We start from the raw sequence: 19611 nt of genomic DNA, 5'->3' as shown, positions 1-19611 counted from the left end.
GGGGTCTGGATGTCGACCTGCGGCAGGCCGCTGGCGGTGCGCTGCACCACCGGCTGCTGCGTGCTCGCGGCCCCCGGGTCGGCGACGATGCCGTCAGCCTGTGCGGACAAGACCGTGCCCGGCGTCAGCAGGGCGAGAAACAGCGGCGGAAAATGGGTCGGTAAAGTCATGCGCAGTCATGCCGTAGCCGGTTGGAGAAACGACGTAGGCTACGTACTTGACCTGCTCATGCCAGCACCATAATTCTGGAATGTATTTAGGAATAATCCTGTTTTTGAGCCGTGTTTGCTGGTGTCCGCACACGGCGCCCGCGCTTTACGGCGCCCGGACTTCCAGCGTGGTCGACACGGTTTCGGTCCGGCCGCCGCTGTTGATTGTCAGCGACAGCGGCAAGCGGTCGCCGACCGCCAGCGGTGTACGCAGGCCGATCAGCATCAGGTGGATGCCGTCATGGCGCATCTGCAGCGGGCGGGCCGGCTGCAGGGCGACGGCTCCCAGCCGGCGCATGCCGAAGCGACCCTGTGCGTCGACAAAGCTTTCATGGATTTCGATCCGGCCGACGCGCGGGCTGCTGGCGGCGACCAGTTGCGCAGTGGCCGTCGTGTTCAGGGTGATGAAACCGGCGCTGCCGTACTGACCGGCGCGGGTGCGCCATGCCCAGCCGTCACGGGCGGTGACCGTGGCGGAATCGGCCAGCGCCGGCATGCACAATAACGTCAGGGCGATGGCCAGGCAGGACAGGAGGCGCTGCATGCGGGATACCTTCTGAATGAAATGAGCAGATGAAAAAAGGAGGCCCCTGCTCAGGGCCTCCTGTCAAACCGGCCATGCTTCGCCGTGCCACTGGCACCATCGAAGCCGGTACGCGGAGCCTCTGACCGGACACCCCGCGGCCGTGCTGTGGCCGGAAAACGGGCGCGCCTTGACGCGCCCGCCGTGAACGGAGCTCCTCAACGCCGTTCGACGATCATGCGGCTGCGCATCTCCAGGTGCAGCGCGTGGCAGAAGTGGGTGCAATAGCACCAGAACACGCCGGGCTTGTCGGCCTTGAAGGTGACCGACTTGGTTTCCTGCGGATTGACGACGAAGTTGATGTCGTACATCGGAATGCCGAAACCGTGGGTCAGATCCTCGACCTTGTCGTGGTTGGTCAGGAAGATGGTGACTTCGTCGCCCTGCTTGACCTTGAATTCGCGCATTGAGTACGCCGGTGCCTGGCTGGCCAGGTAGATGGTGACCTTGTTGCCGTTGCGTTCGATGCGCTGGCTCTTCGGGTCCTTCACCGCATTCGGGAAGTCATCCATGTTGTAGACCTGGCGGGTCTTGATCACGTCACGGCGGATGCCGATGGCGTCATGCGGCTCCGAGTAGGCCGGATGGTCGGCCACCAGCACCATCTTGTCGCCGCTGATGTCGATCAGCTGCTCGGTTTCTGCATGCAGCGGCCCCACCGGCAGGAAACGGTCCTTGGAGAACTTGTTGCCGGAGTTGAAGAACTTGCCGTCGGCTTCCTTGGTTTCGCCCATCGTGGTCCAGCCGTGACCCGGCTGGTAATGAACGTCGATGCGGTCGACCACCGGCTGGGCGGTCTTGTCGCCCTTGAACTGCTTGATGGCCGCGTCGATGTTCCATTTGACGATCTGGCTGTCGAGGAACAGCGTGGTGTACGCGTTGCCACGGCCGTCAAAGGCGGTGTGCAGCGGGCCGAGGCCGATTTCCGGCTCGGCGACCACGCAGTCGCGCTGGGTCTTGAGTTCACCGTCGAACCACTTGTGCACCAGCGCCAGTTCGATCAGCGACGCGGTCGGCGACAGCTTGCCCGAGCAGGCGAAGTACTTGCCGTCCGGGCTGGCGTTGACGCCGTGCGGGTTCTTCGGCACCGGCACGTAGCAGGTCAGCGCGGTTTTCGGGTCGGCGTTCTTGGCGGCGCGGCCATCGACCACCGGCACCTTGGAGGTTCCGATGGTGGTGAACTTGCCGGCCTTGACCGCTTCTTCGATGCGGGCAATGTTGAAGAACACGCAGGCATCGCGCTCGGCCGACATCATGTCTTCATAGTGGATGCCGTTTTCGGTGTTGTACTGGTTTGATGCGGCCAGCTTGCCGTCATAGCTGGTCGCGACCAGGTCCATGTTGCCGTCGACGTGAACCTGCCAGCGCACTTCCATGGTCTCGGCATCGAGGCAGGAGAACAGGCAGCCGTACTTTTCCGGCGCATCCACATCCGCACCGTTGTTCGGCAGCGGGATATGGAATTCGGCACCGGCGAACACGCGGGTGGTGTAGTTGATGGCCGGATCGACCGGGTCGCGCTTGTCCGGGAAAATGCCGTGATGGCCCTGCACGTTCGGCACGTCGGTGATCTTGTCGCACTCGAAGGTATCGCCGCGGACACGGGCCACGCGGGCGTTCAGCTTGTCGTTGACCCAGAAGAACTTGCCGTCGTAGGTGCCATCCTTGTACGACCCGTGGATATGGTGGGTGTCGCCGGTCTTGAACTTCAGCTGACCGTCGGGACGGGTGCCGAGAATGGCCTTGGACTCGTTGGTGATGCCCCAGCCGCTCATGCAGTCGATGTTGAATACCGGAATGCGCTTGAATTCCCGTCCCGACGGCAGACCGTAGATGCGGCACTCGCCGGAGTGACCGCCGGAGCTGATGATGTAGTAGTCATCGAGCTGGCCGGGCGGGACGTCGTACTTGCCATGCGAGGCGGCCGATGCGGCACCGGCGGCGGCCGGCTTGGCCGCATTGTCGCCTTCCGGCTTCTTGCAGGCGGCGAGGCCTACGCTCAGTCCTGCGCCGGCGAGGCCGGCCAGTGCGGATTTTCCCAGGAAGGAACGGCGACTCGGGTCATGGGGCAGGAGTTCTTGGTCGGACATGATGGGGGTCCTGTGGGCAAGTGGAGAAGGGCGACAACTGCGTCAAAATGTCGCAGCCATTTTGTACCTGCCTGTCATTCCGGATCATTGACCGCCATCAAGTGAAAATCCTGAATAAATACTTAATCTGCGTGAGATCGCTGCATATTGCGTGCGGGATGCCGTTTTTTATTCTTTTGTCAGGATTGCCGATGTCTCCGATTCGTTCCCTCGCCCTGTTGTCCCTGCTCGCCGCGCTGAGCGCCTGTGGTGGCCAGCAGGAAAAAGCCCCTGCCGCAGCCGAGGCCCCGGCCGCTCCGGCCGCTCCGGCTCCCGCTCCGGTCGCCGAAGCCCCGGCCGCCGCACCGGCCGCCAGCACCGAAGTCGCTGCCGGCGAAGCGGTGTTCAAGAAAACCTGCGCCATGTGCCACCAGACCGGCGCGGCCGGCGCGCCGAAACTGGGCGACAAGGCCGACTGGGGTCCGCGTCTGGCACAGGGCAAGGACACGCTGTACAAGCACGCGCTGGAAGGCTTCAACGGCAACAAGGGCGCGATGCCGGCCAAGGGCGGCAACCCGTCGCTGTCCGACGATGACGTCAAGGCCGCTGTCGACTTCATGGCCGGCAAGAGCGCCTGACACGATTGAATCCTGCCCCTTTGCGACATGGGCGGGGTTTCCGGACAAGCAGACGGGGCCGTGAGGCCCCGTTTTTCATGCCCGCTCAGCTGTCGTGCAGGCTGTCGAAGGCATCCGGCCCCGTGGCCAGCGTGTCGAGCAGCCAGCCCAGCAGCACCGGCACATCGGTCAGTGGCAGGTCGATCGGGCGTGGCAGGCGGTCCGGGGCCCGGTACAGCACCGGCGAGGTGGCGGACAGCCGCGACAGCCGCCAGTCGCGATTGTCAGGCGCCAGCCAGGCGGCTTCCCAGCATGCCGGTGACGCCATGCGCAGCCACATCCCGACGCCATCCACATCGAGCAGCTCGACGGCATCCAGCCGGCGCAGTGCGCCGCCCGGATAGCGGTCGGCATGCCGCTGTTCGACCAGTTCGACCAGGCAGGCATGCGGGCTGTCGTCTTCCAGCATCGTGCCGCGCAGGCGGGCGGCCAGCACGGCCCGTACCCGCTCGCTTTCGGCCTGCAGCACCGAGGCACGGATGGCGACGGTGTCCTCGTCCTCCGCCCGCCGGCCTGCCGCGATATCGTGAATCAGCGCATCGGCCGATGCCGCGTCAGCCGCGGCCAGTGCCGCCTTGCCGGCTTCGCGCAGCTCATACTGCAGCCGCGCCAGCGCTTCGACCTCTGCCGCCACTTCCGGCTGCAGGTCGCGAAAGAAATCCGGGTTGGACATGGCGTCACATCCCCTGGTCTTTGAGTACGCCGCCGTCGAGCTTGATCATCTCCGGCGTGACTTCGTTGAAGGCGTAAACCTTGCCGCCATACTGGCCGGCGAAGCGTTCGGCGTCGGCGCGCAGCGCAAAGGTGCCGAAGGTCGGTCCCATGCTGCCGGTGCGCTTGCTGCCTGCCACATAGAATGCCTTGCGCGCGTCGACCCAGTAGCCGACCGGCTTCTGCCAGTTGGCATGTGCCATGTCCTGCACGAAGGCGCCCTTGATCGGCTTGACCTGTTCCGGCTCGATCAGCAGCGACATCAGCTCGATGGTGTCGCAGAAATAGTCGATCTGGCCGTCACTGAAGCGGATCTGGCCTTTCGGGCCCGGGTAGTCGGCCAGCACCATGCCGTCGAGTGCGCAGGCGGCGCCCTGCGGCGGGTTCAACTCGGCATCGGCCGGCTTGTCGCTGGTGGACGCCTGGCCGCAGGCGGCCAGCAGTCCGGTCAGCAGCAGCGGAAGAAGGAATTTTTTCATGGTCGTTTGAATCTCCAGACAGCCAGTGCCAGCGGAACGGCAATCCAGGCCAGCATGACACCGCCGAGCAGGGCCGGGTGGGTCAGCGTGTCCGGCAGCACCGTCGCCAGGCCGTAGAACGCCTTCAGTTCGGATGAGGAAAACACGTTGAGAATGCGGAACACATCGGTCGGATTCAGGAACAGCGCGATGACGAACGCGCCGGTGCCGCCTTCGCCGCTGGCCAGCACCATGACCCCGAGCAGGACCAGATCGAATACCAGTACGAACAGGAACCACAGCGCGATGGCCACGCCGCTGGCGCTGGCGCGGTCACGCGAGCAGACCGACACCAGTACCGCCAGACTCAGGAACGACAGGCCGAGCAGCAGCGAACTGGCGACAAAGCCGGCGTAGTGCCACAGCGCATACAGGTCGAAGAACGGCGCCAGCGCAATGCCGGCCACGCCGAAGCCGGCCACGGTGGCGGCCGTCAGCGCGGTGGCCAGGCCGAGGTATTTGCCGAGGATCAGTTCGGTGCGGGTGATCGGCATCGACAGCAGCAGATCGAGCGAGCCGCGTTCGCGCTCACCGACCACCACATCGAAGCCGAGAATCAGCGCGATCAGCGGCAGCAGGTAGATGACCAGGCTGGTCAGGCTGGCGATGGTCGGCTCGATGCCGCGAAAGCCGACCGTGCCCTGTTGCGCCGGACCGAACCAGGCGATGACCAGCGCGAACAGGGCAAACAGGATGGCGACCACCAGTACCCAGCGATTGCGAATGCGGTCGCGGCATTCCTTGCCGGCGATGGTCAGCAGCGGAGCAAGAGCGAAGTCCATCAGCGGGTCTCCCGGGCAGCGGCATGGACATCGCGACGATGGCCCAGAAAGACCGCTTCCAGTGTCGGTTCGATAAAGCGCACGTCGGCCAGTGCCTCGCCGAGCCGGGCCAGTACCGCCAGCAGGCGCGGCTTGTCGGCGCGGTCGATGGCCAGCGACAGGCCGTGCGGCTGGCTGGCGGGCTCGAAGCCGGCCTCGGTCAGCGCGGCCAGTGCGGCCGGCCGCTCGGCGACGGCCAGCGTCAGCTCGACCGTGACCGGCAGGGCAATGGCGGCCGACAGTTCGGCCACGGTGCCGAGCGCGGCCAGCCGGCCGGCGCTCATCAGTGCCAGCCGGTCGACCCGCTGTTCGATCTCGGCCAGGATGTGCGAAGTCAGGATCACCGTCGCGCCACCGGCGCGCACCCGTTCCAGAATGGCATAAAACTCGTGGATGCCTTCCGGGTCGAGGCCGGTCGTCGGCTCGTCCAGCAGCAGCAGCTTCGGCGCACCGAGCAGCGCCTGGGCGAAACCGAGCCGCTGGCGCATACCCTTCGAGTAGTCGCGGACCCGGCGCTTGCCGACGGCCGGCAGGCCGACCGTATCCAGCAGTTCGGCGTACGGCGCATCGCTGACGCCCTTGAGCCGGGCGAAAAAGGCCAGCGTCTCCAGTCCGGTCAGGTTGTCGTACAGCACCACGTTTTCCGGCAGATAGCCGATCTGGCGGCGCACCGCGCGGAAATGCGGGCCGGTCACTGCCTCGCCGCACAGTGCGATTTCGCCACTGCTGACCGGCAGCAGGCCGAGCATCATCTTGAACAGCGTGCTCTTGCCGGCGCCGTTATGACCGATCAGCCCGAAAATCTCGCCGGCATCGACGGCAAAGCCGACCCGGTCGACAGCGACAAAATCGCCGAAGCGACGGCTGACGTCGCGAACCTCAATGGCGTTCGGCATGAATCCATTCTCTCCAGTTGGCATGGTGGGGCTGCATGGCAGGGTGCGCCTCGACCACCGACGGCACCCGCAGCACCGGGAACTGGCGCGCGATCATGCGCAGGGTCTGCACGGCCGGGCTGTGCATCAGCAGTTTGGCGACCGGATAGCGCCAGGTCAGCCGGTCGACCACGTCGTTGGCCTCGTACGGAATGTCGCCGCGGCCGTCCTCGTCGTGGTCCCAGCCCAGGTAGTTGCTCCAGTAGTTGCCGGTCTGCTTGCCCCATTCCTGATCGCGACTGGCCACATAGCGTACCTGCTCGCGGTTGCGGATAAAGTCGTTGCCCTCGACCGTGTTGCGGTACGAACCGGCCCACAGATGAACGCCGACGCGGTTGCCGATGACCAGATTGTTGCGCAGCGTGTTGTACTCGGCGTCGTAGATGAAGAAACCGCGCACATTGTCGGCGACCACATTGTTCTCGATGACCGAGTCCTGGATGGTGCGCAGCATGATGCCGTGATCGGAATTGGCCCAGGCGCGGTTGTTGCGGACGATCTGGTCGCGCACCTCCATCAGCGCCAGTCCGCCCCGGTTGCGGTATACATCGTTGTTTTCCCACACGTTGTGGTACGAGTTCATGTAGTGGGTGCCGTAGCGCACATGGTGGATGCGGTTGCCGCGGAACACGGCATAGTGCGACACGTCGACATAGATGCCGTCGCGGGCGAAGCTGATCCGGTTGCCGATGATCTGCGCGCCCTGGGTGTTGTACAGCTGGATGGCATTGCCGCGCTGCGGGCTCATGTAGTCGCGCTTGCCGGTGATCAGGTTGTTCTCGATCCGCACCCCGTTGGCTTTCTCGATCCACAGCCCGAACAGGGTATAGGCAAAGTCGCAGCGGCGGACCACGGCGCGATGGGCGCCGGGCCCGAGATAGACGCCGGCATTCTGCGCGCCGAGATCATCGCCGCTGTCGCGGATGATCAGGCTGTCCAGCGTGACATCCACCGACTTGACGGTAATGACATTGCCGCGATTGCCGCCATCCAGCGTGGGCCGGTGGGCCGGGTCGGCGCCGACCAGCGTCAGCGGCTTGTCGATAACCAGATTGGCCGGATAGTGGCCGGGGGCGATGCGCAGCGTGTCGCCGGGCGCGGCGCGGGCAATGGCATCGGCCAGCGTGCCGTCGGGACCGACCTGCCAGACCGCCGCCTGCGCGGCAAGGGGCGCGACGAGGACGGCGAGGCAGGCCAGACGGGCGGCACGCAGGCCGGGGGGAGGGCGGGTCAATGGACTTCCTTGATCGGGATGAAATAGCCGTCCTTGCCGATCGGTGTCGCCGGCAGGCCGTCCCGTTCGCGGCGCTTGCGTTCCCTGGCCAGCGGCGGGCAGGCGTGATCATCGTAATACATCACCATGCAGTCGAGGCAGAGCAGGCATTCCATCGGGTCGATACGGCCGTCGGCGGCAATGGCCTGCGAGCCGCAGCCGACCGCACAGGCCTTGCACGGGCCGCACTCGGCCTTGCGCTTCAGCCCGTTCAGCCGCAGTCGAGACGGCAGGCCCAGCCCGGCACCCAGCGGGCACAGGTACTTGCAGTACGGACGTTCGGTAAACAGCGACAGCCCGAAGATCGTGGTCACGAACAGCACGAACGGCCAGCTGCGGTTCCAGATGCCGACCAGGAACGTGGTCTTGAACGGTTCGATCTCGGCCAGTTGCTCGGCCAGCACCATCGAGTGGAACGAGGCGGCCACCAGGCCGATGAACACCGCGTACTTCAGCCACTTCAGCTTGTCATGCAGCGGTTTGGGCAGCTTGAACTGCCAGCGCGCCAGACCGAGGCGGCCGCCGACCTTGTACAGCAGTTCCGACAGCGAGCCGAACGGACACAGCCAGCCGCAGAACAGCCCGCGGCCCCACAGCAGCAGCGAGATGGCGATAAAGATCCAGAACAGGAAAATCAGCGGGTCGGACAGGAACAGCCCCCAGCGCCAGCCATCGAACGGTGCGTGGATCAGCGTCAGCAACTGGGTGACCGACGGCTGCGCCATCTGCCAGAAGCCGATAAAGCCGATGCTGATTACCCACATAGTGGTTTTCGGCCACGAGATCCAGCGCTTGTCGCTGCGGCGGCTGCGGCGCTCCCAGCGGTCGCGCAGCGCATAGAAGCCGAGTGTGAACAGCAGCAGCGCGGCAAACACGGCGATCTCGACCGGCTTGCCCTTCCAGGCCTTCAGCCATGGCGCGTCGGGGCGTTCCACTGCCGGGCGGCCGCCCTGCAGATAGTGGGCCGGCAGCCAGTATTCGGACTCGAAATTGACGAAGGTCTTTTCGTTGTTGGCGTCGCGGCGGTTGCCGAGAAAATTGAACGCCCACGGCCAGGCGGCCGAGAAGCTGTGATCGCGCAGGATGAAGATGCCGGACTCGCGGAACGACGGCGCGCCGGCAGCCTTCAGGCTGTACAGGTTCATGTAGTCGCTGTCGCGGAAGGTGTACGAGTCGCGGTCCTGCTTGACCTGGATGCGGTCGTAGATGCCGCCGCGCACAAAGCCGGACCCCTTGAACGAGCCGGAGCCGTTCGATACCACGAACAGTGCGTGCTCGCCCGGCTTCAGCGTTGCCATCAGTGCCTCCCAGGCCGGGGTGCCGAGCAGGCTCTTGCCGATGGCCGGGGTATTCAGATAGCCGAAGTACAGGTCGAGGTACGGCTGGCCGCTGTCGGCCTCGCCGACATCGCCCGGCGATACCTTCAGGTGGCCGACACTGCCTTCGTCGACCAGCTGTTCCCAGCTGCGGGTGGTGGTGTCGGTAGTGAATACTGCCTGCGGCTTCGGCTGCGGCTTGATGATGCCGACCTGCTTGGCGATTTCATAGCTGGTGCGGGAAATCAGCTGGTTCTGGGCGATCAGGGTGACGGTCGCGCCGGAAATGGCGTCCATCGGCACATAGTCGCCGTCGGCCTTGCCGAGCTCGAAGCGGGTGCCGGCCGGGTGGCCGAGATACTGGCGGACGAAGTCGACCAGTTTTTGTTCCGGAATGCCGACCAGCAGGATCGGTTCGCTGTGCTTGAGAATGCGCACGCCGCGAATGGTGCCGGCACGGTCCATGCCGACCAGGGTGACCACCGGCTTGCCGGAGTAGGCAGGGATGTCGGCAACATCGGTCGACAGATAGACATAACCGATGGTCTTCCGTTCGCCGTTGACCGTGCGCCAGGCTTCGACGTAGCGCGGCTGGCCCTTGCGCGGCGAGAATGCATCGGCTTCCGGCATCACCGAGCGACAGTCCAGCCAGCGGCACATGTCGGCGTCGGTGCTCAGCTCGTGTGGCAGCGGTGCTTCGTAAGATGACGCCTGGGCACAGGCCATCAGGACCAGTGCCGCCAATCCCAGCAGACGGGCAATCATGCAGGTCCCTCGCAGCGGTAATTCAGATGAGCTCAGGGTAATGCACTTGCCATGTCAGGCGCCTTGACTCGTATCAACGGCCTCAGGGCGCTGGCGCGTCGCCCCGCGCTGCGGCGGTAAACGGCAGCTGATAGCGCTTGCCGCCGACCTCGATCGTCATCAGCCAGGCGCTGGAGCCGCTGACGCACACCGGCAGACCGACCTGCGCCTGCCAGTGGCCATCGGCGCGCCGGGTCGGGGTGAAGCGGGCGACGCCCATGGCCATGTCGGCCATTTCGAACAGCAGTACCGGTTGCGACGGCGCAACGATATCGACCACGAACGGCTGGTTGGCGCTGGGGGCCGACAGGGTGGCGATGCGCATGCCGTCGACGGTACAGCCCTGGCGCAGGCTGGCGCAGGACACCAGCACGTCTTCAACGGCGGCCGCAGCCGGCTGGCGCAGCATCAGCCAGCCAAACCAGGCCAGCGCTGTCGCGGCGGCAGCGAGCAGGGCAAGGCGCAGCGGGAGGGCAGAGGTCTTCATGCCGCCAGACTAGGGCAATCCGGGCGGTTTTCGGCACGCGTGTCGCTTTCGCTTGATCTGGCTCAGGCCGCCGGCATGGCGCTGTGACGCGGTGCTTGCCGTCAGTCTGTGCTAGTAAGGTAGCTGGCGTCGCAATCGTGACGCAGCATCCGACAGGAGGTCCCGCCGATGAAACATCTCGTCTCCCTTTCTTCCGCCGTACTCGCCGTGGCGCTGGTCGCCGGCTGCGCGACCGGCCAGAACGCCGCTGCCCCGGGCGCTGCGCTGCCGGCCGGCAACTGGGCGACCAGCGACGGCCTGACCGTGAAAATCCTTGATGGGCAAATGCTGGCCTCGACCCAGTGCAACCGCTTCGGCGCACCGGTCTCGGCCCAGGACAACCGGCTGGTCTTCGGCACCATCAAGGCCGACAGCCGTGCCTGCACGGCGGCGATGATGCCGGCCGAGAACGCGGTGATGGACTTTTTCCAGTCCAACCCGCCATTCGTGCTGAAGGACCGCAGCACGCTGGTGATTGGCAGTGAAGGGCAACAGATCACATTGAAGCGGACGCCGGTGGTGCTGCCGAAGTAGCGGCCGGGGAGGAGGGACTGGCGGGACGCTGGTCCTTTTGTTTTTCGGGATACTGGCCGGGATTTTTTGCGACGCCGTATTTTCCATTTGCGACATTGGCATTCAATGCCGCCGATTAAACATTCTGGCCGGTTGTCATTAACTCATGTCCGTGAACGACAAAAAAATGTCGATATTTCGCACGTCCTGTTTTTGCCTACGTTACTTTTTCGGCAATAACTTTGCTGTAGATCTAGTTTTTTGTTTAAAACAGCAAAAATAATAACGCATGATCAATATTGCGACGCGGAATGGGCCACTTCATACCGGCATGCGAAGTGAGAATATGCGGTTTGGTGTGCGGTTTACTCGTTTGGAATTTTTGTTCCCGTGCAAACCGTGCCCGGCACGCAGGGGTGATTCCATTTTTCCCCTGATATATACTCGTCATAACGGTGCAAAAAGCAGAAAAACACGGCGATTCGCTATATTGACTTGCGCCTGATCCTTGACGTAACCTGCCTCCACAAATTTACTGCAGGCTAAGGTCCGTCGCCTGGATAGACCCGTAGCAACTGTCATTAACGAGGGTGGAACACGTGCATGCCACGCAACCCACTAAAACCCAACAAAAAAAGGTGAGTATTATTATGAGCGGCTATAACGCAGTCCTGGCACGGAATACGGAAAATGCGCCGAAGGCGATGGGTCCTTATTCGCAAACTGTTGCTTTCTCTCATTACAATAACCTTTCGGCTCAATTGCCGGTTGATCCGAAGACGGGCAAGCTGGTTGCCGGTGGCGTGAAAGAACAAGCCGAACAGTGCTTCAAGAACATCAAGGCAGTGGTCGAAAGTGTCGCCCATTCGATGGACGATATTGTTCGCATTTCCATTTTCGTCAAAAACATTGCCGACATTGACGCGGTCAATGCCGTCTACGCAACCTTCTTCCCGGGCTATGTGCCGGCACTGACGACCGTCGCCGTTGCTGCATTGCCCCTGAATGCACTGGTGCAAGTCGAAGCGCTGGTTTCGAATGGTGTCGGCACCATCCCGGGCGCACCGCAAGCCGGCGACCTGATCAAGCTCGCCCGCAACACGAAAAACGCTCCGACCAGCCCGCTGTCCACGCAAACCGTCGCGTTCTCCCACTACAACAACATTTCCGCCCAACTGCCGATCGATCCGGAATCCGGCAAGCTGGTCGCCGGTGGCGTGAAAGAACAGGCTGCCCAGTGCCTCAAGAACATCAAGGCCATTCTGGAAAGCATCGACGTTCCTTTCGACGATATCGTCAAGATCAACATCTTCCTCAAGAACTTCTCGGATCTTGACGCCGTGAACGAAGTGTATACGACGTTCTTCCCGGATTCGGCCATTGCCCGCGCCGTCGCCTATGTGCCGGCACGCACTGCCGTTGCCGTCGCCGGCCTGCCGCTGGATGCGCTGGTGCAAATCGAAGCCGTCGTGTCGCACGGTGACGGTACGCCGCCGCAACTGGTTGAAGACCGTCACGGGATCGTCATCAAGGCGAACAACACCGAAAATGCACCGCAGAGCGCCCTTTCGACGCAAACCGTTGCTTTCTCCCATTACAACCACATTTCGGCCCAGCTGCCGCTGGACCCGAAAACGGGTGCTCTGGTTGCCGGTGGTGTGAAGGAACAGGCTGCCCAGTGCCTGAAAAACATCAAGGCTATCGTGGAAAGCATCAACCACGTCATGGCTGATGTGGTCAAGGTCAACGTCTTCGTCAAGAACATCGACGACATGAGCGCTGTGGACGAAGCCTACACGGCATACTTCCCGGGCGGCGTGCCGGCCCGCCGGACCGTTGGCGTTTCCGTTCTGCCGAACAATGCCCTGGTCCAGATCGAAGCCGTTGTCGCGCATGCTGAAGGCACCCCGCGCAAGGCATAACAGGCACAAGCTGTTGAACAGGCAACGGCCATCGTTGCCTGTTGATGCCTGCGGGAAGGCGTAATCGCCTGTCCCGACCGTGAAAAAGGAAGCTGAAATTCATTTCGGCTTCCTTTTTCCGTTTTACGGCGGCCGGCTTTCGGCGCTCCCTGCCTGATGCCCGCACCGCGCTGGGCCGGCTGATTCTTCTGGAATAAGATCATCGGCTACCCATCCGGATGGAGCATTGCATGTCAGAGATCGCCCTTGCCGCAAAAGAAGCCGTCGGTGCTTCGTTCTCGCTGGACAAGATGAAGCTTGCCCGCGACAGGACCATGGAAGCCGTGCACCGGATTGCCGGACGGGTCCGGCCCGGCATGACCGAGCTGCAGGCGAAGGAGCTGGCCAGGACCGTGCTCGAAGACATGGGCATGGACCGCATCTGGCACGGCATCCTGGTCCGCTTCGGCCGCAGCACCCTGAAAATCTTCAGCGAGAAGATCGACCCGGACAACCGGCTCGGGGAAGACGACATTTTCTTTATCGACCTGGGCGTGGTGTGGGAAGGGCATGAAGGGGATGCCGGCGCGACCTTTGTCGTCGGTCAGGACCCGCGCAAGCTGGCCTGTGCGGCGGCGGCGCGGCAACTCTGGGATGAGGTCAGGGAAAAATGGCTGCACGACAATCTGGCCGGACCGGCGCTCTACCGCTTTGCGGAGGAACGCGCCAGCGCGATGGGCTGGGTGCTCAATCCCGAGATCAGGGGCCACCGCGTGTCCGACTTTCCGCATGCGATCTACAAGGCCGGCAATCTGGGCGATTTCGCCGACTGCCCGGATACGGGCTTGTGGATTCTTGAAATCCAGATTGCCGATCCGGCCGGTGAATACGGAGCTTTTTACGAGGACCTGCTGGTCCGGGCGTAACCCGATCGGCCGACGGTGATCGGCCTTGCCCTTTATTCGACGCTGCCGGAGCGCCGTGCCCGCTCACAGCGGCAACTGCCGGTCCTGCACCACATTCTTCATCACCAGGGTGGAGATCAGCCGCTGGACACTGGGCAGTGTCGACAGGCGTTCATCGTACAGCTGCTGGAAGGCGGGCAGGTCGCGGGTGATGACGTGGAGCAGGTAGTCGGGATCGCCGAACAGCCGTTGTGCCTGAACCACCTGCGGCACGTCCGCCAGCGAGGCCTCGAAGGCCTGGACGGCGTTGTGATCGCCGTCGCGCAGGGTGACGAAGACGATGGCGGAGAAATTCAGCCCGAGGTTCACCGGGTCGAGACGGGCGTGATAGCCCTGGATGGCGCCGGACTGCTCCAGCGCCCGGACCCGGCGGTGGCAGGGGGAGACGCTGAGTCCGACCCGCTCTGCCAGCTCGGTGACGGAAAGGCGCCCGTCGGCCTGGAGCTCGGCAAGAATCCTGCAATCAATCTTGTCCATGTAGAAAATTTTCCCAAAAACGGTAATGCCGGCACAAGGAATTGAAAGCACATTCTAGCTTCCGGAGAATATTATTTCCAACAGCAACATGAATTTGGAAATATTTACTTCTGGAGCGGAATGAAATGGAAAAATCTCGGTGTCGATGCCGGGGACAGGCGGGCCGCGCTGGTGCGCCGTGCTGTATCTGCTGGTCGGGTCAGGAGCGGCAATCATGACGCCCAGCATCTTTGCGGCATTCTGGGTGGTGTCGATCCTGTTCATCATCACGCCGGGGGTGGACTGGGCCTATGCGATTTCCGCCGGCATGCTGGGCCGGGTGGTGGTGCCTGCCGTGGCCGGGCTGCTGCTTGGTCATCTGATCGCGACACTGGTGGTGGCGGCTGGCGTCGGGGCGCTGGTGGCCAGCAATCCGGCGGTGCTGACCGTGCTGACCGTGGCCGGTTCCACCTATCTGCTGTGGCTGGGGATCGGCATGCTGCGTCATCCGCCGCAGCCGCGTGCCGGTGAGACCGCCGGGTCCCGCTCATGGGCGCGCTGGACGCTGAAGGGCACCTGTGTCAGCGGGCTGAACCCCAAAGTGTTCCTGCTGTTCCTGGCACTGCTGCCGCAGTTCACCGATCCGGCCGCGGCCTGGTCGATACCGGCACAGATCATGGCGCTCGGGATGGTGCATCTGCTCAGCTGCGCCGTGGTCTATCTGCTGGTCGGTTTCAGTGCCCAGGCCGTGCTGCAGACCCGCCCGCAGGCCGCGCGGGTCGTGAGCCGGTTTTCCGGTGCGGCAATGGTCGTTATCGCCTTGCTGCTGTTCACCGAACAGGCCATTCACTGAGGGGGTTCCCATGAGCAAAGACCGGATTCCCGCCAGCCTTGGCGGTGAAGCACAGCCGCCCAGTGACCAGGCGCCAGGTCCGTCGACGCGCCCGCGCGGACAGGTCACCACCCGGCAGATTGCCGGGATGCGGGCCGGCGGCGAGAAAATCGCCATATTGACCGCCTATGATGCCACTTTCGCTGCCGTGGCCGATGCGGCCGGCGTCGACTGCATCATGGTTGGCGATTCGCTGGGCATGGTGTGCCAGGGGCAGACCAGTACCGTCGGCGTGTCGCTGGAGAGCATGCAGTATCACACCCGCTGTGTTGCGCAAGGGCTGGCCCGGGCGGGCGGCGGAGCGCTGATCGTGACCGATCTGCCTTTCGGCGCTTATCAGGTCTCGCGCGATCAGGCGATCCGTTCCGCCGTGCAGCTGATGCAGGCCGGCGCACAGATGGTCAAGCTGGAGGGCGGCGGCTGGACCACCGATATCGTGGCTTTTCTGGTCGAGCGGGGCATCCCCGTCTGCGGGCATCTGGGGCTGACGCCGCAAACGGTCTCGGCGCTGGGCGGCTACCGGGTGCAGGGCCGCGACGACGTGGCAGCGCAGCGTCTGCGGGCGGATGCCGTGGCGCTGGATCAGGCCGGCGCCACGATGATGGTGCTGGAAATGGTGCCCGCCCGGCTGGCCGCGACCGTTACCGGTGACATGACTGCCTGCGCCACCATCGGCATTGGCGCCGGAAACGGCACTGCCGGGCAGGTACTGGTCATGCATGACATGCTGGGCCTCAATCTGGGGCGCATGGCGAAGTTCGTGCGCAACTTCATGCTGGAGACCGGCGAGGTGCGGGCGGCGTTCGCCGCCTATGTCCGGGCGGTCAAGGACGGGTCATTTCCCGATAACGGGCTGCATGGCTGGTGATGTTTGCCGCACCGGGCTGCTCCGGCATGTCCGGATGGTCAAATGGCTGCGCCCTGACAGGGCGCAGCCATTTTTTCTTTACCGGGGCGAGGAACTTTCCCTTCCCGGAATCAGAACACCACCTTCACCGCCTGCTCGCCGAGCCATTCGCGCAGCGCCGCCAGCATGCCGTCGTCGAGCTTGACCCGCCAGTCGTCGCCAAGCTGGAGCAGGCAGCGCGCGTCGGCGTTGCGGTAGTCGATGCGCAGCGGGCAGCCGCCGCCGACGTGCGGCGAGATCAGCGTGCGCAGCCGGTTCAGGTCGGCGCGCGACGACGGCATGTCGACGGTCAGCGCCTTGGCGAACTGGCTTTTGGCCTCGGCCAGATCGAACACGGTGTCGGCGACGATGCGCATGCCGCCGGTAAAGTCGTCATGGCTGACCTTGCCGGACACCACCAGCACCACGTCTTCCTTCAGCTTGTGGCGGGCCTCGTCGAACGCCTCGCTGAAGATCGACACTTCGACCTTGGCCGAGCCGTCGTCGAGCTGGATGAATGCCATCTTGCCGCGGTTGCCGATCTTGGTGCGGATGCCGGTAATGGTGCCGGCCAGCCACTGCGGTTCCTTCTTCGGCGACAGCCGGTTCAGCGGCGTGCGGATAAAGCGGCGCACGGTTGATTCGTAGGCATGGAACGGATGACCGGACAGGAAGAAGCCGATGGCGGTCTTTTCCTCGGTCAGCCGGGTGGCCTCGTCCCACGGCTTGACGTCGACCATGTCCACCGTCGGCACGTCCTCGGCCTCGAACATGTCGAACAGGCCGCCCTGGTTGATGTTCTCGGCTTCCTGCTCGGCGACCGACATCGCCAGTTCGACGTTGGCCAGCAGTTTGGCACGGTTGTCGTCGATGGCGTCGAAGGCGCCGGCACGGATCAGCGCCTCGATGGTGCGGCGGTTGACCAGACGCTTGTCAGTGCGGCGGCAGAAGTCGAACAGGTCGGTAAAGCGGCCTTCGCGGCGGACCTCGACGATATGCTCGACCGCGGCTTCGCCGGTGCCCTTGACCGCGCCGAGCGCATAGCGGATGTGCTTGCCATCGGTCGGCACGAAGCGGTAGAAGCCCTCGTTGACGTCCGGCGGCAGGAACACCAGCCCGTTTTTCAGCGAATCGTCGTAGAACACCCGCAACTGGTCGGTATTGTCCAGTTCCGACGACATGGTCGCGGCCATGAATGCCGACGGGTAGTGCGCCTTCAGCCATGCGGTCTGGTAGCTGACCACGGCGTAGGCGGCGGTGTGCGACTTGTTGAAGCCGTACTCGGCGAATTTCGCCATCAGGTCGAACAGGTACTCGGCCAGTTCCTGCTTGTAGCCGTTCTTCAGCGCGCCGGCGACGAACAGCCCGCGGTGCTTGTCCATCTCCTCGGCTTTTTTCTTGCCCATCGCCCGCCGCAGCATGTCGGCGCCGCCGAGCGTGTAGCCGCCGATGATCTGCGAGATCTGCATCACCTGTTCCTGGTACACGATCACGCCATAGGTCGGATCGAGACACGCGGTCAGGTCGGGGTGGAAGTAGTCGACGGCCTGCTTGCCGGCCTTGCGCAGGATGAAGTCGTCGACCATGCCCGAGCCGAGCGGGCCCGGACGATACAGTGCCAGCACGGCGATGATGTCTTCGAAGCGGTCGGGCTTGAGCTTTTCCAGCAGCTTCTTCATCCCGTCCGATTCGAGCTGGAACACGGCGGTGGTGTTGGCCTGCTGCAGGATGCGATAGGCGGCGACGTCGTCGAAGCCCATGTGGTTGAGGTCGATGTCGAACTTCGGATCGAGCTTGTGGATGTATTCGACTGCCAGCTCGATGATGGTCAGGTTGCGCAGGCCGAGAAAGTCGAACTTGACCAGACCGACTTCCTCGACGTCGCCCTTGTCGAGCATCGACACCGGCGATGCGTCATCACCGGACGCCTGGTACATCGGGCAGAAGTCGACGATCTGCCCCGGGGCGATCAGCACGCCGCCGGCATGCATGCCGATATTGCGGGTCACGCCTTCGAGTTTCTTCGCCAGCGTCCACAGCTCGGCGACTTCTTCCTCGTTGGCGATGCGTTCCTTCAGCGTCGGCTCCATCTCGACCGCGTCGTCGAGCGAGTACTGCTTGCCCGGCGCGGCCGGGATCAGCTTCGACAGCCCGTCGCAGAACGAGTACGGCAGATCGAGCACGCGACCGACGTCGCGCACCACGGCCTTGGCGGCCATGGTGCCGAAGGTGGCGATCTGGCTGACGGCGTCGGCGCCGTATTTCTCGCGCACATACTCGATCACGCGCCAGCGATTGTCCTGGCAGAAGTCGATGTCGAAGTCAGGCATCGACACCCGTTCCGGGTTCAGGAAGCGCTCGAACAGCAGGGCGTAGGCCAGCGGGTCGATGTCGGTAATGCCGATGCTGAAGGCAACCAGCGAGCCGGCGCCGGAACCCCGGCCCGGACCGACCGGGCAGCCGTTGCCCTTGGCCCAGTTGATAAAGTCGGCCACGATCAGGAAGTAGCCCGGGAAGCCCATCTGGATGATGGTGTCGAGCTCGAACTTCAGCCGGTCGCGGTAGCGCGGCATGTTCTGCTCGCGCAGCGCTTCATCCGGGTACAGCGCCTGCATGCGCTCGACCAGACCTTCTTCGGCGCGGTGGACCAGGTAGTCGTCCAGCGTCATGCCGGCCGGGGTCGGGAACAGCGGCAGGTAGTTCTTGCCGAGTTCGATCTCGATATTGCAGCGACGGGCGATCTCGACGCTGTTTTCCAGTGCTTCCGGCACGTCGGCAAACAGCGCCGCCATGTCGTCGGCAGACTTGAAGTACTGCTGGTCGGTATAGCGGCGCGGGCGCTTCGGGTTGCCGAGCATTTCGCCCTCGGCAATGCAGACCCGGGCTTCGTGCGCCTTGAAGTCGTCCTGGTCGAGGAACTGGATCGGGTGGGTGGCGACCACCGGCAGTCCGGTTTCGCCGGCCAGCCACAGCGTGCGGTCAACGCAGGTTTCGACCTCCGGTTTGCCGATGCGCTGGATCTCCAGATAGCAGCGGCCGGGAAAACGTGTCTGCCACTCGGTGGCGCGTTGCCGCGCCTGTTCCAGATTGCCGGCCAGCAGGGCCTGGCCGACGTCACCGAACTGGGCGCCGGACACCAGGATCAGGTGTTCGCACGATGCCGCATCCAGCCACTCGCGCTTCAGTTCGGCGCGGCCGCGATACTGGTTGGTGCGGTAGGCATCGGTCATCAGCTCGCACAGGCGGTGATAGCCGGTGCGGTTCATCGCGATCAGCAGCAGGCGGAACGGCTGGTCACGGTCAGTCTCGTTTTCGAGCCAGGCGTCGACGCCGATAATCGGCTTCACGCCCTGCTTCAGGCAGGCCTTGTAATGCTTGACCATGCCGAACAGGTTCATCAGGTCGGAGATGCCCAGCGCGGGCATGCGTTCGCCAACGGCGCGCTTCACCGCGTCATCGACGCGGGTGATGCCGTCGGTGACGGAAAATTCGGTGTGCAGGCGAAGGTGAACGAAACGGGGTGTAGTCATCCGGGCATTTTACCTTGCGATGGCGG

Annotated in this window: 17 protein-coding genes; 6 read left to right on the top strand and 11 right to left on the bottom strand. The window is 63.8% G+C overall.

Going from position 1 to position 19611, the window contains the following annotated elements:
* Positions 1 to 315 precede the first annotated feature (315 nt).
* Both DFO50_RS15935 and nosZ read right to left on the bottom strand, forming a co-directional pair.
* Positions 316 to 753, bottom strand: coding sequence for a copper chaperone PCu(A)C (locus DFO50_RS15935; RefSeq protein WP_112692856.1), 438 nt, complete (start codon positions 751 to 753; stop codon positions 316 to 318).
* Between the two features lie 197 nt (positions 754 to 950).
* Entirely contained in the window at positions 951 to 2882 is a 1932-nt protein-coding gene (gene nosZ, locus DFO50_RS15930) for a TAT-dependent nitrous-oxide reductase (protein WP_028500333.1), read from the bottom strand.
* Positions 2883 to 3073: 191 nt separating this feature from the next.
* On the opposite strand from nosZ, the gene DFO50_RS15925 reads away from it, so the two are divergent.
* A complete protein-coding gene (locus DFO50_RS15925) occupies positions 3074 to 3499 on the top strand; it encodes a cytochrome c5 family protein (protein ID WP_107889655.1) in 426 nt (141 codons plus the stop codon).
* Positions 3500 to 3584: 85 nt separating this feature from the next.
* Here DFO50_RS15925 and DFO50_RS15920 read toward each other — a convergent pair whose 3' ends face one another.
* The 7 genes from DFO50_RS15920 to DFO50_RS15890 form a co-directional block, all read right to left on the bottom strand.
* Complete coding sequence (locus DFO50_RS15920; protein ID WP_107889656.1) at positions 3585 to 4211, bottom strand: hypothetical protein; 627 nt, start codon at positions 4209 to 4211, stop codon at positions 3585 to 3587.
* A gap of 4 nt (positions 4212 to 4215) precedes the next feature.
* A complete protein-coding gene (locus tag DFO50_RS15915; RefSeq protein ID WP_036386833.1) occupies positions 4216 to 4728 on the bottom strand; it encodes a nitrous oxide reductase accessory protein NosL in 513 nt (170 codons plus the stop codon).
* On the bottom strand, positions 4725 to 5549 hold the full coding sequence (locus DFO50_RS15910; RefSeq protein WP_028500331.1) for an ABC transporter permease subunit: 825 nt from the start codon (positions 5547 to 5549) through the stop codon (positions 4725 to 4727). The genes DFO50_RS15915 and DFO50_RS15910 overlap by 4 nt, the downstream gene beginning before the upstream one ends.
* Positions 5549 to 6484 (bottom strand): ABC transporter ATP-binding protein, encoded by a 936-nt coding sequence (locus tag DFO50_RS15905; RefSeq protein ID WP_028500330.1) that lies wholly within the window; start codon positions 6482 to 6484, stop codon positions 5549 to 5551. The genes DFO50_RS15910 and DFO50_RS15905 overlap by 1 nt, the downstream gene beginning before the upstream one ends.
* On the bottom strand, positions 6468 to 7757 hold the full coding sequence (locus tag DFO50_RS15900; RefSeq protein ID WP_233495288.1) for a nitrous oxide reductase family maturation protein NosD: 1290 nt from the start codon (positions 7755 to 7757) through the stop codon (positions 6468 to 6470). Before DFO50_RS15900 ends, DFO50_RS15905 begins: the two co-directional genes overlap by 17 nt.
* Positions 7754 to 9877: a 4Fe-4S binding protein gene (locus tag DFO50_RS15895; protein ID WP_107889041.1), complete on the bottom strand. Its 2124-nt coding sequence runs from the start codon at positions 9875 to 9877 to the stop codon at positions 7754 to 7756. The genes DFO50_RS15900 and DFO50_RS15895 overlap by 4 nt, the downstream gene beginning before the upstream one ends.
* An 82-nt stretch (positions 9878 to 9959) precedes the next feature.
* Positions 9960 to 10403, bottom strand: a complete 444-nt coding sequence (locus DFO50_RS15890; protein ID WP_051528779.1) for a hypothetical protein — start codon at positions 10401 to 10403, stop codon at positions 9960 to 9962.
* Between the two features lie 168 nt (positions 10404 to 10571).
* On the opposite strand from DFO50_RS15890, the gene DFO50_RS15885 reads away from it, so the two are divergent.
* The 3 genes from DFO50_RS15885 (at position 10572) to DFO50_RS15875 (ending at position 13782) form a co-directional block, all read left to right on the top strand.
* Positions 10572 to 10976 carry an META domain-containing protein gene (locus DFO50_RS15885; protein ID WP_028498954.1) on the top strand — a complete coding sequence of 135 codons (405 nt, stop codon included), beginning with the start codon at positions 10572 to 10574 and terminating at the stop codon, positions 10974 to 10976.
* 629 nt (positions 10977 to 11605) lie between these two features.
* A complete protein-coding gene (locus DFO50_RS15880) occupies positions 11606 to 12877 on the top strand; it encodes a RidA family protein (RefSeq protein ID WP_028498953.1) in 1272 nt (423 codons plus the stop codon).
* A 230-nt stretch (positions 12878 to 13107) separates the two neighbouring features.
* Positions 13108 to 13782 carry a M24 family metallopeptidase gene (locus tag DFO50_RS15875; protein WP_036385647.1) on the top strand — a complete coding sequence of 225 codons (675 nt, stop codon included), beginning with the start codon at positions 13108 to 13110 and terminating at the stop codon, positions 13780 to 13782.
* A gap of 63 nt (positions 13783 to 13845) precedes the next feature.
* On the opposite strand, the gene DFO50_RS19910 is transcribed toward DFO50_RS15875, so the two are convergent.
* The gene (locus DFO50_RS19910; RefSeq protein ID WP_028498951.1) at positions 13846 to 14298 is read right to left on the bottom strand and encodes an Lrp/AsnC family transcriptional regulator; all 453 of its coding nucleotides are present in this window, start codon (positions 14296 to 14298) and stop codon (positions 13846 to 13848) included.
* A gap of 214 nt (positions 14299 to 14512) precedes the next feature.
* Between DFO50_RS19910 and DFO50_RS15865 the strand changes: the two genes are divergently transcribed.
* Together DFO50_RS15865 and panB are read left to right on the top strand one after the other, a co-directional pair.
* Entirely contained in the window at positions 14513 to 15130 is a 618-nt protein-coding gene (locus DFO50_RS15865) for a LysE family translocator (RefSeq protein WP_028498950.1), read from the top strand.
* A gap of 10 nt (positions 15131 to 15140) precedes the next feature.
* Positions 15141 to 16037, top strand: coding sequence for a 3-methyl-2-oxobutanoate hydroxymethyltransferase (gene panB / locus DFO50_RS15860; RefSeq protein WP_107889658.1), 897 nt, complete (start codon positions 15141 to 15143; stop codon positions 16035 to 16037).
* Between the two features lie 110 nt (positions 16038 to 16147).
* Here panB and dnaE read toward each other — a convergent pair whose 3' ends face one another.
* Positions 16148 to 19585 carry a DNA polymerase III subunit alpha gene (gene dnaE / locus DFO50_RS15855; RefSeq protein WP_028498948.1) on the bottom strand — a complete coding sequence of 1146 codons (3438 nt, stop codon included), beginning with the start codon at positions 19583 to 19585 and terminating at the stop codon, positions 16148 to 16150.
* Between the last annotated feature and the right edge of the window lie 26 nt (positions 19586 to 19611).

This window comes from Microvirgula sp. AG722, from assembly GCF_003269145.1.
GTDB classification, from domain to species: domain Bacteria; phylum Pseudomonadota; class Gammaproteobacteria; order Burkholderiales; family Aquaspirillaceae; genus Microvirgula; species Microvirgula aerodenitrificans.
This window is presented reverse-complemented; position numbering and strand designations above follow the sequence as displayed.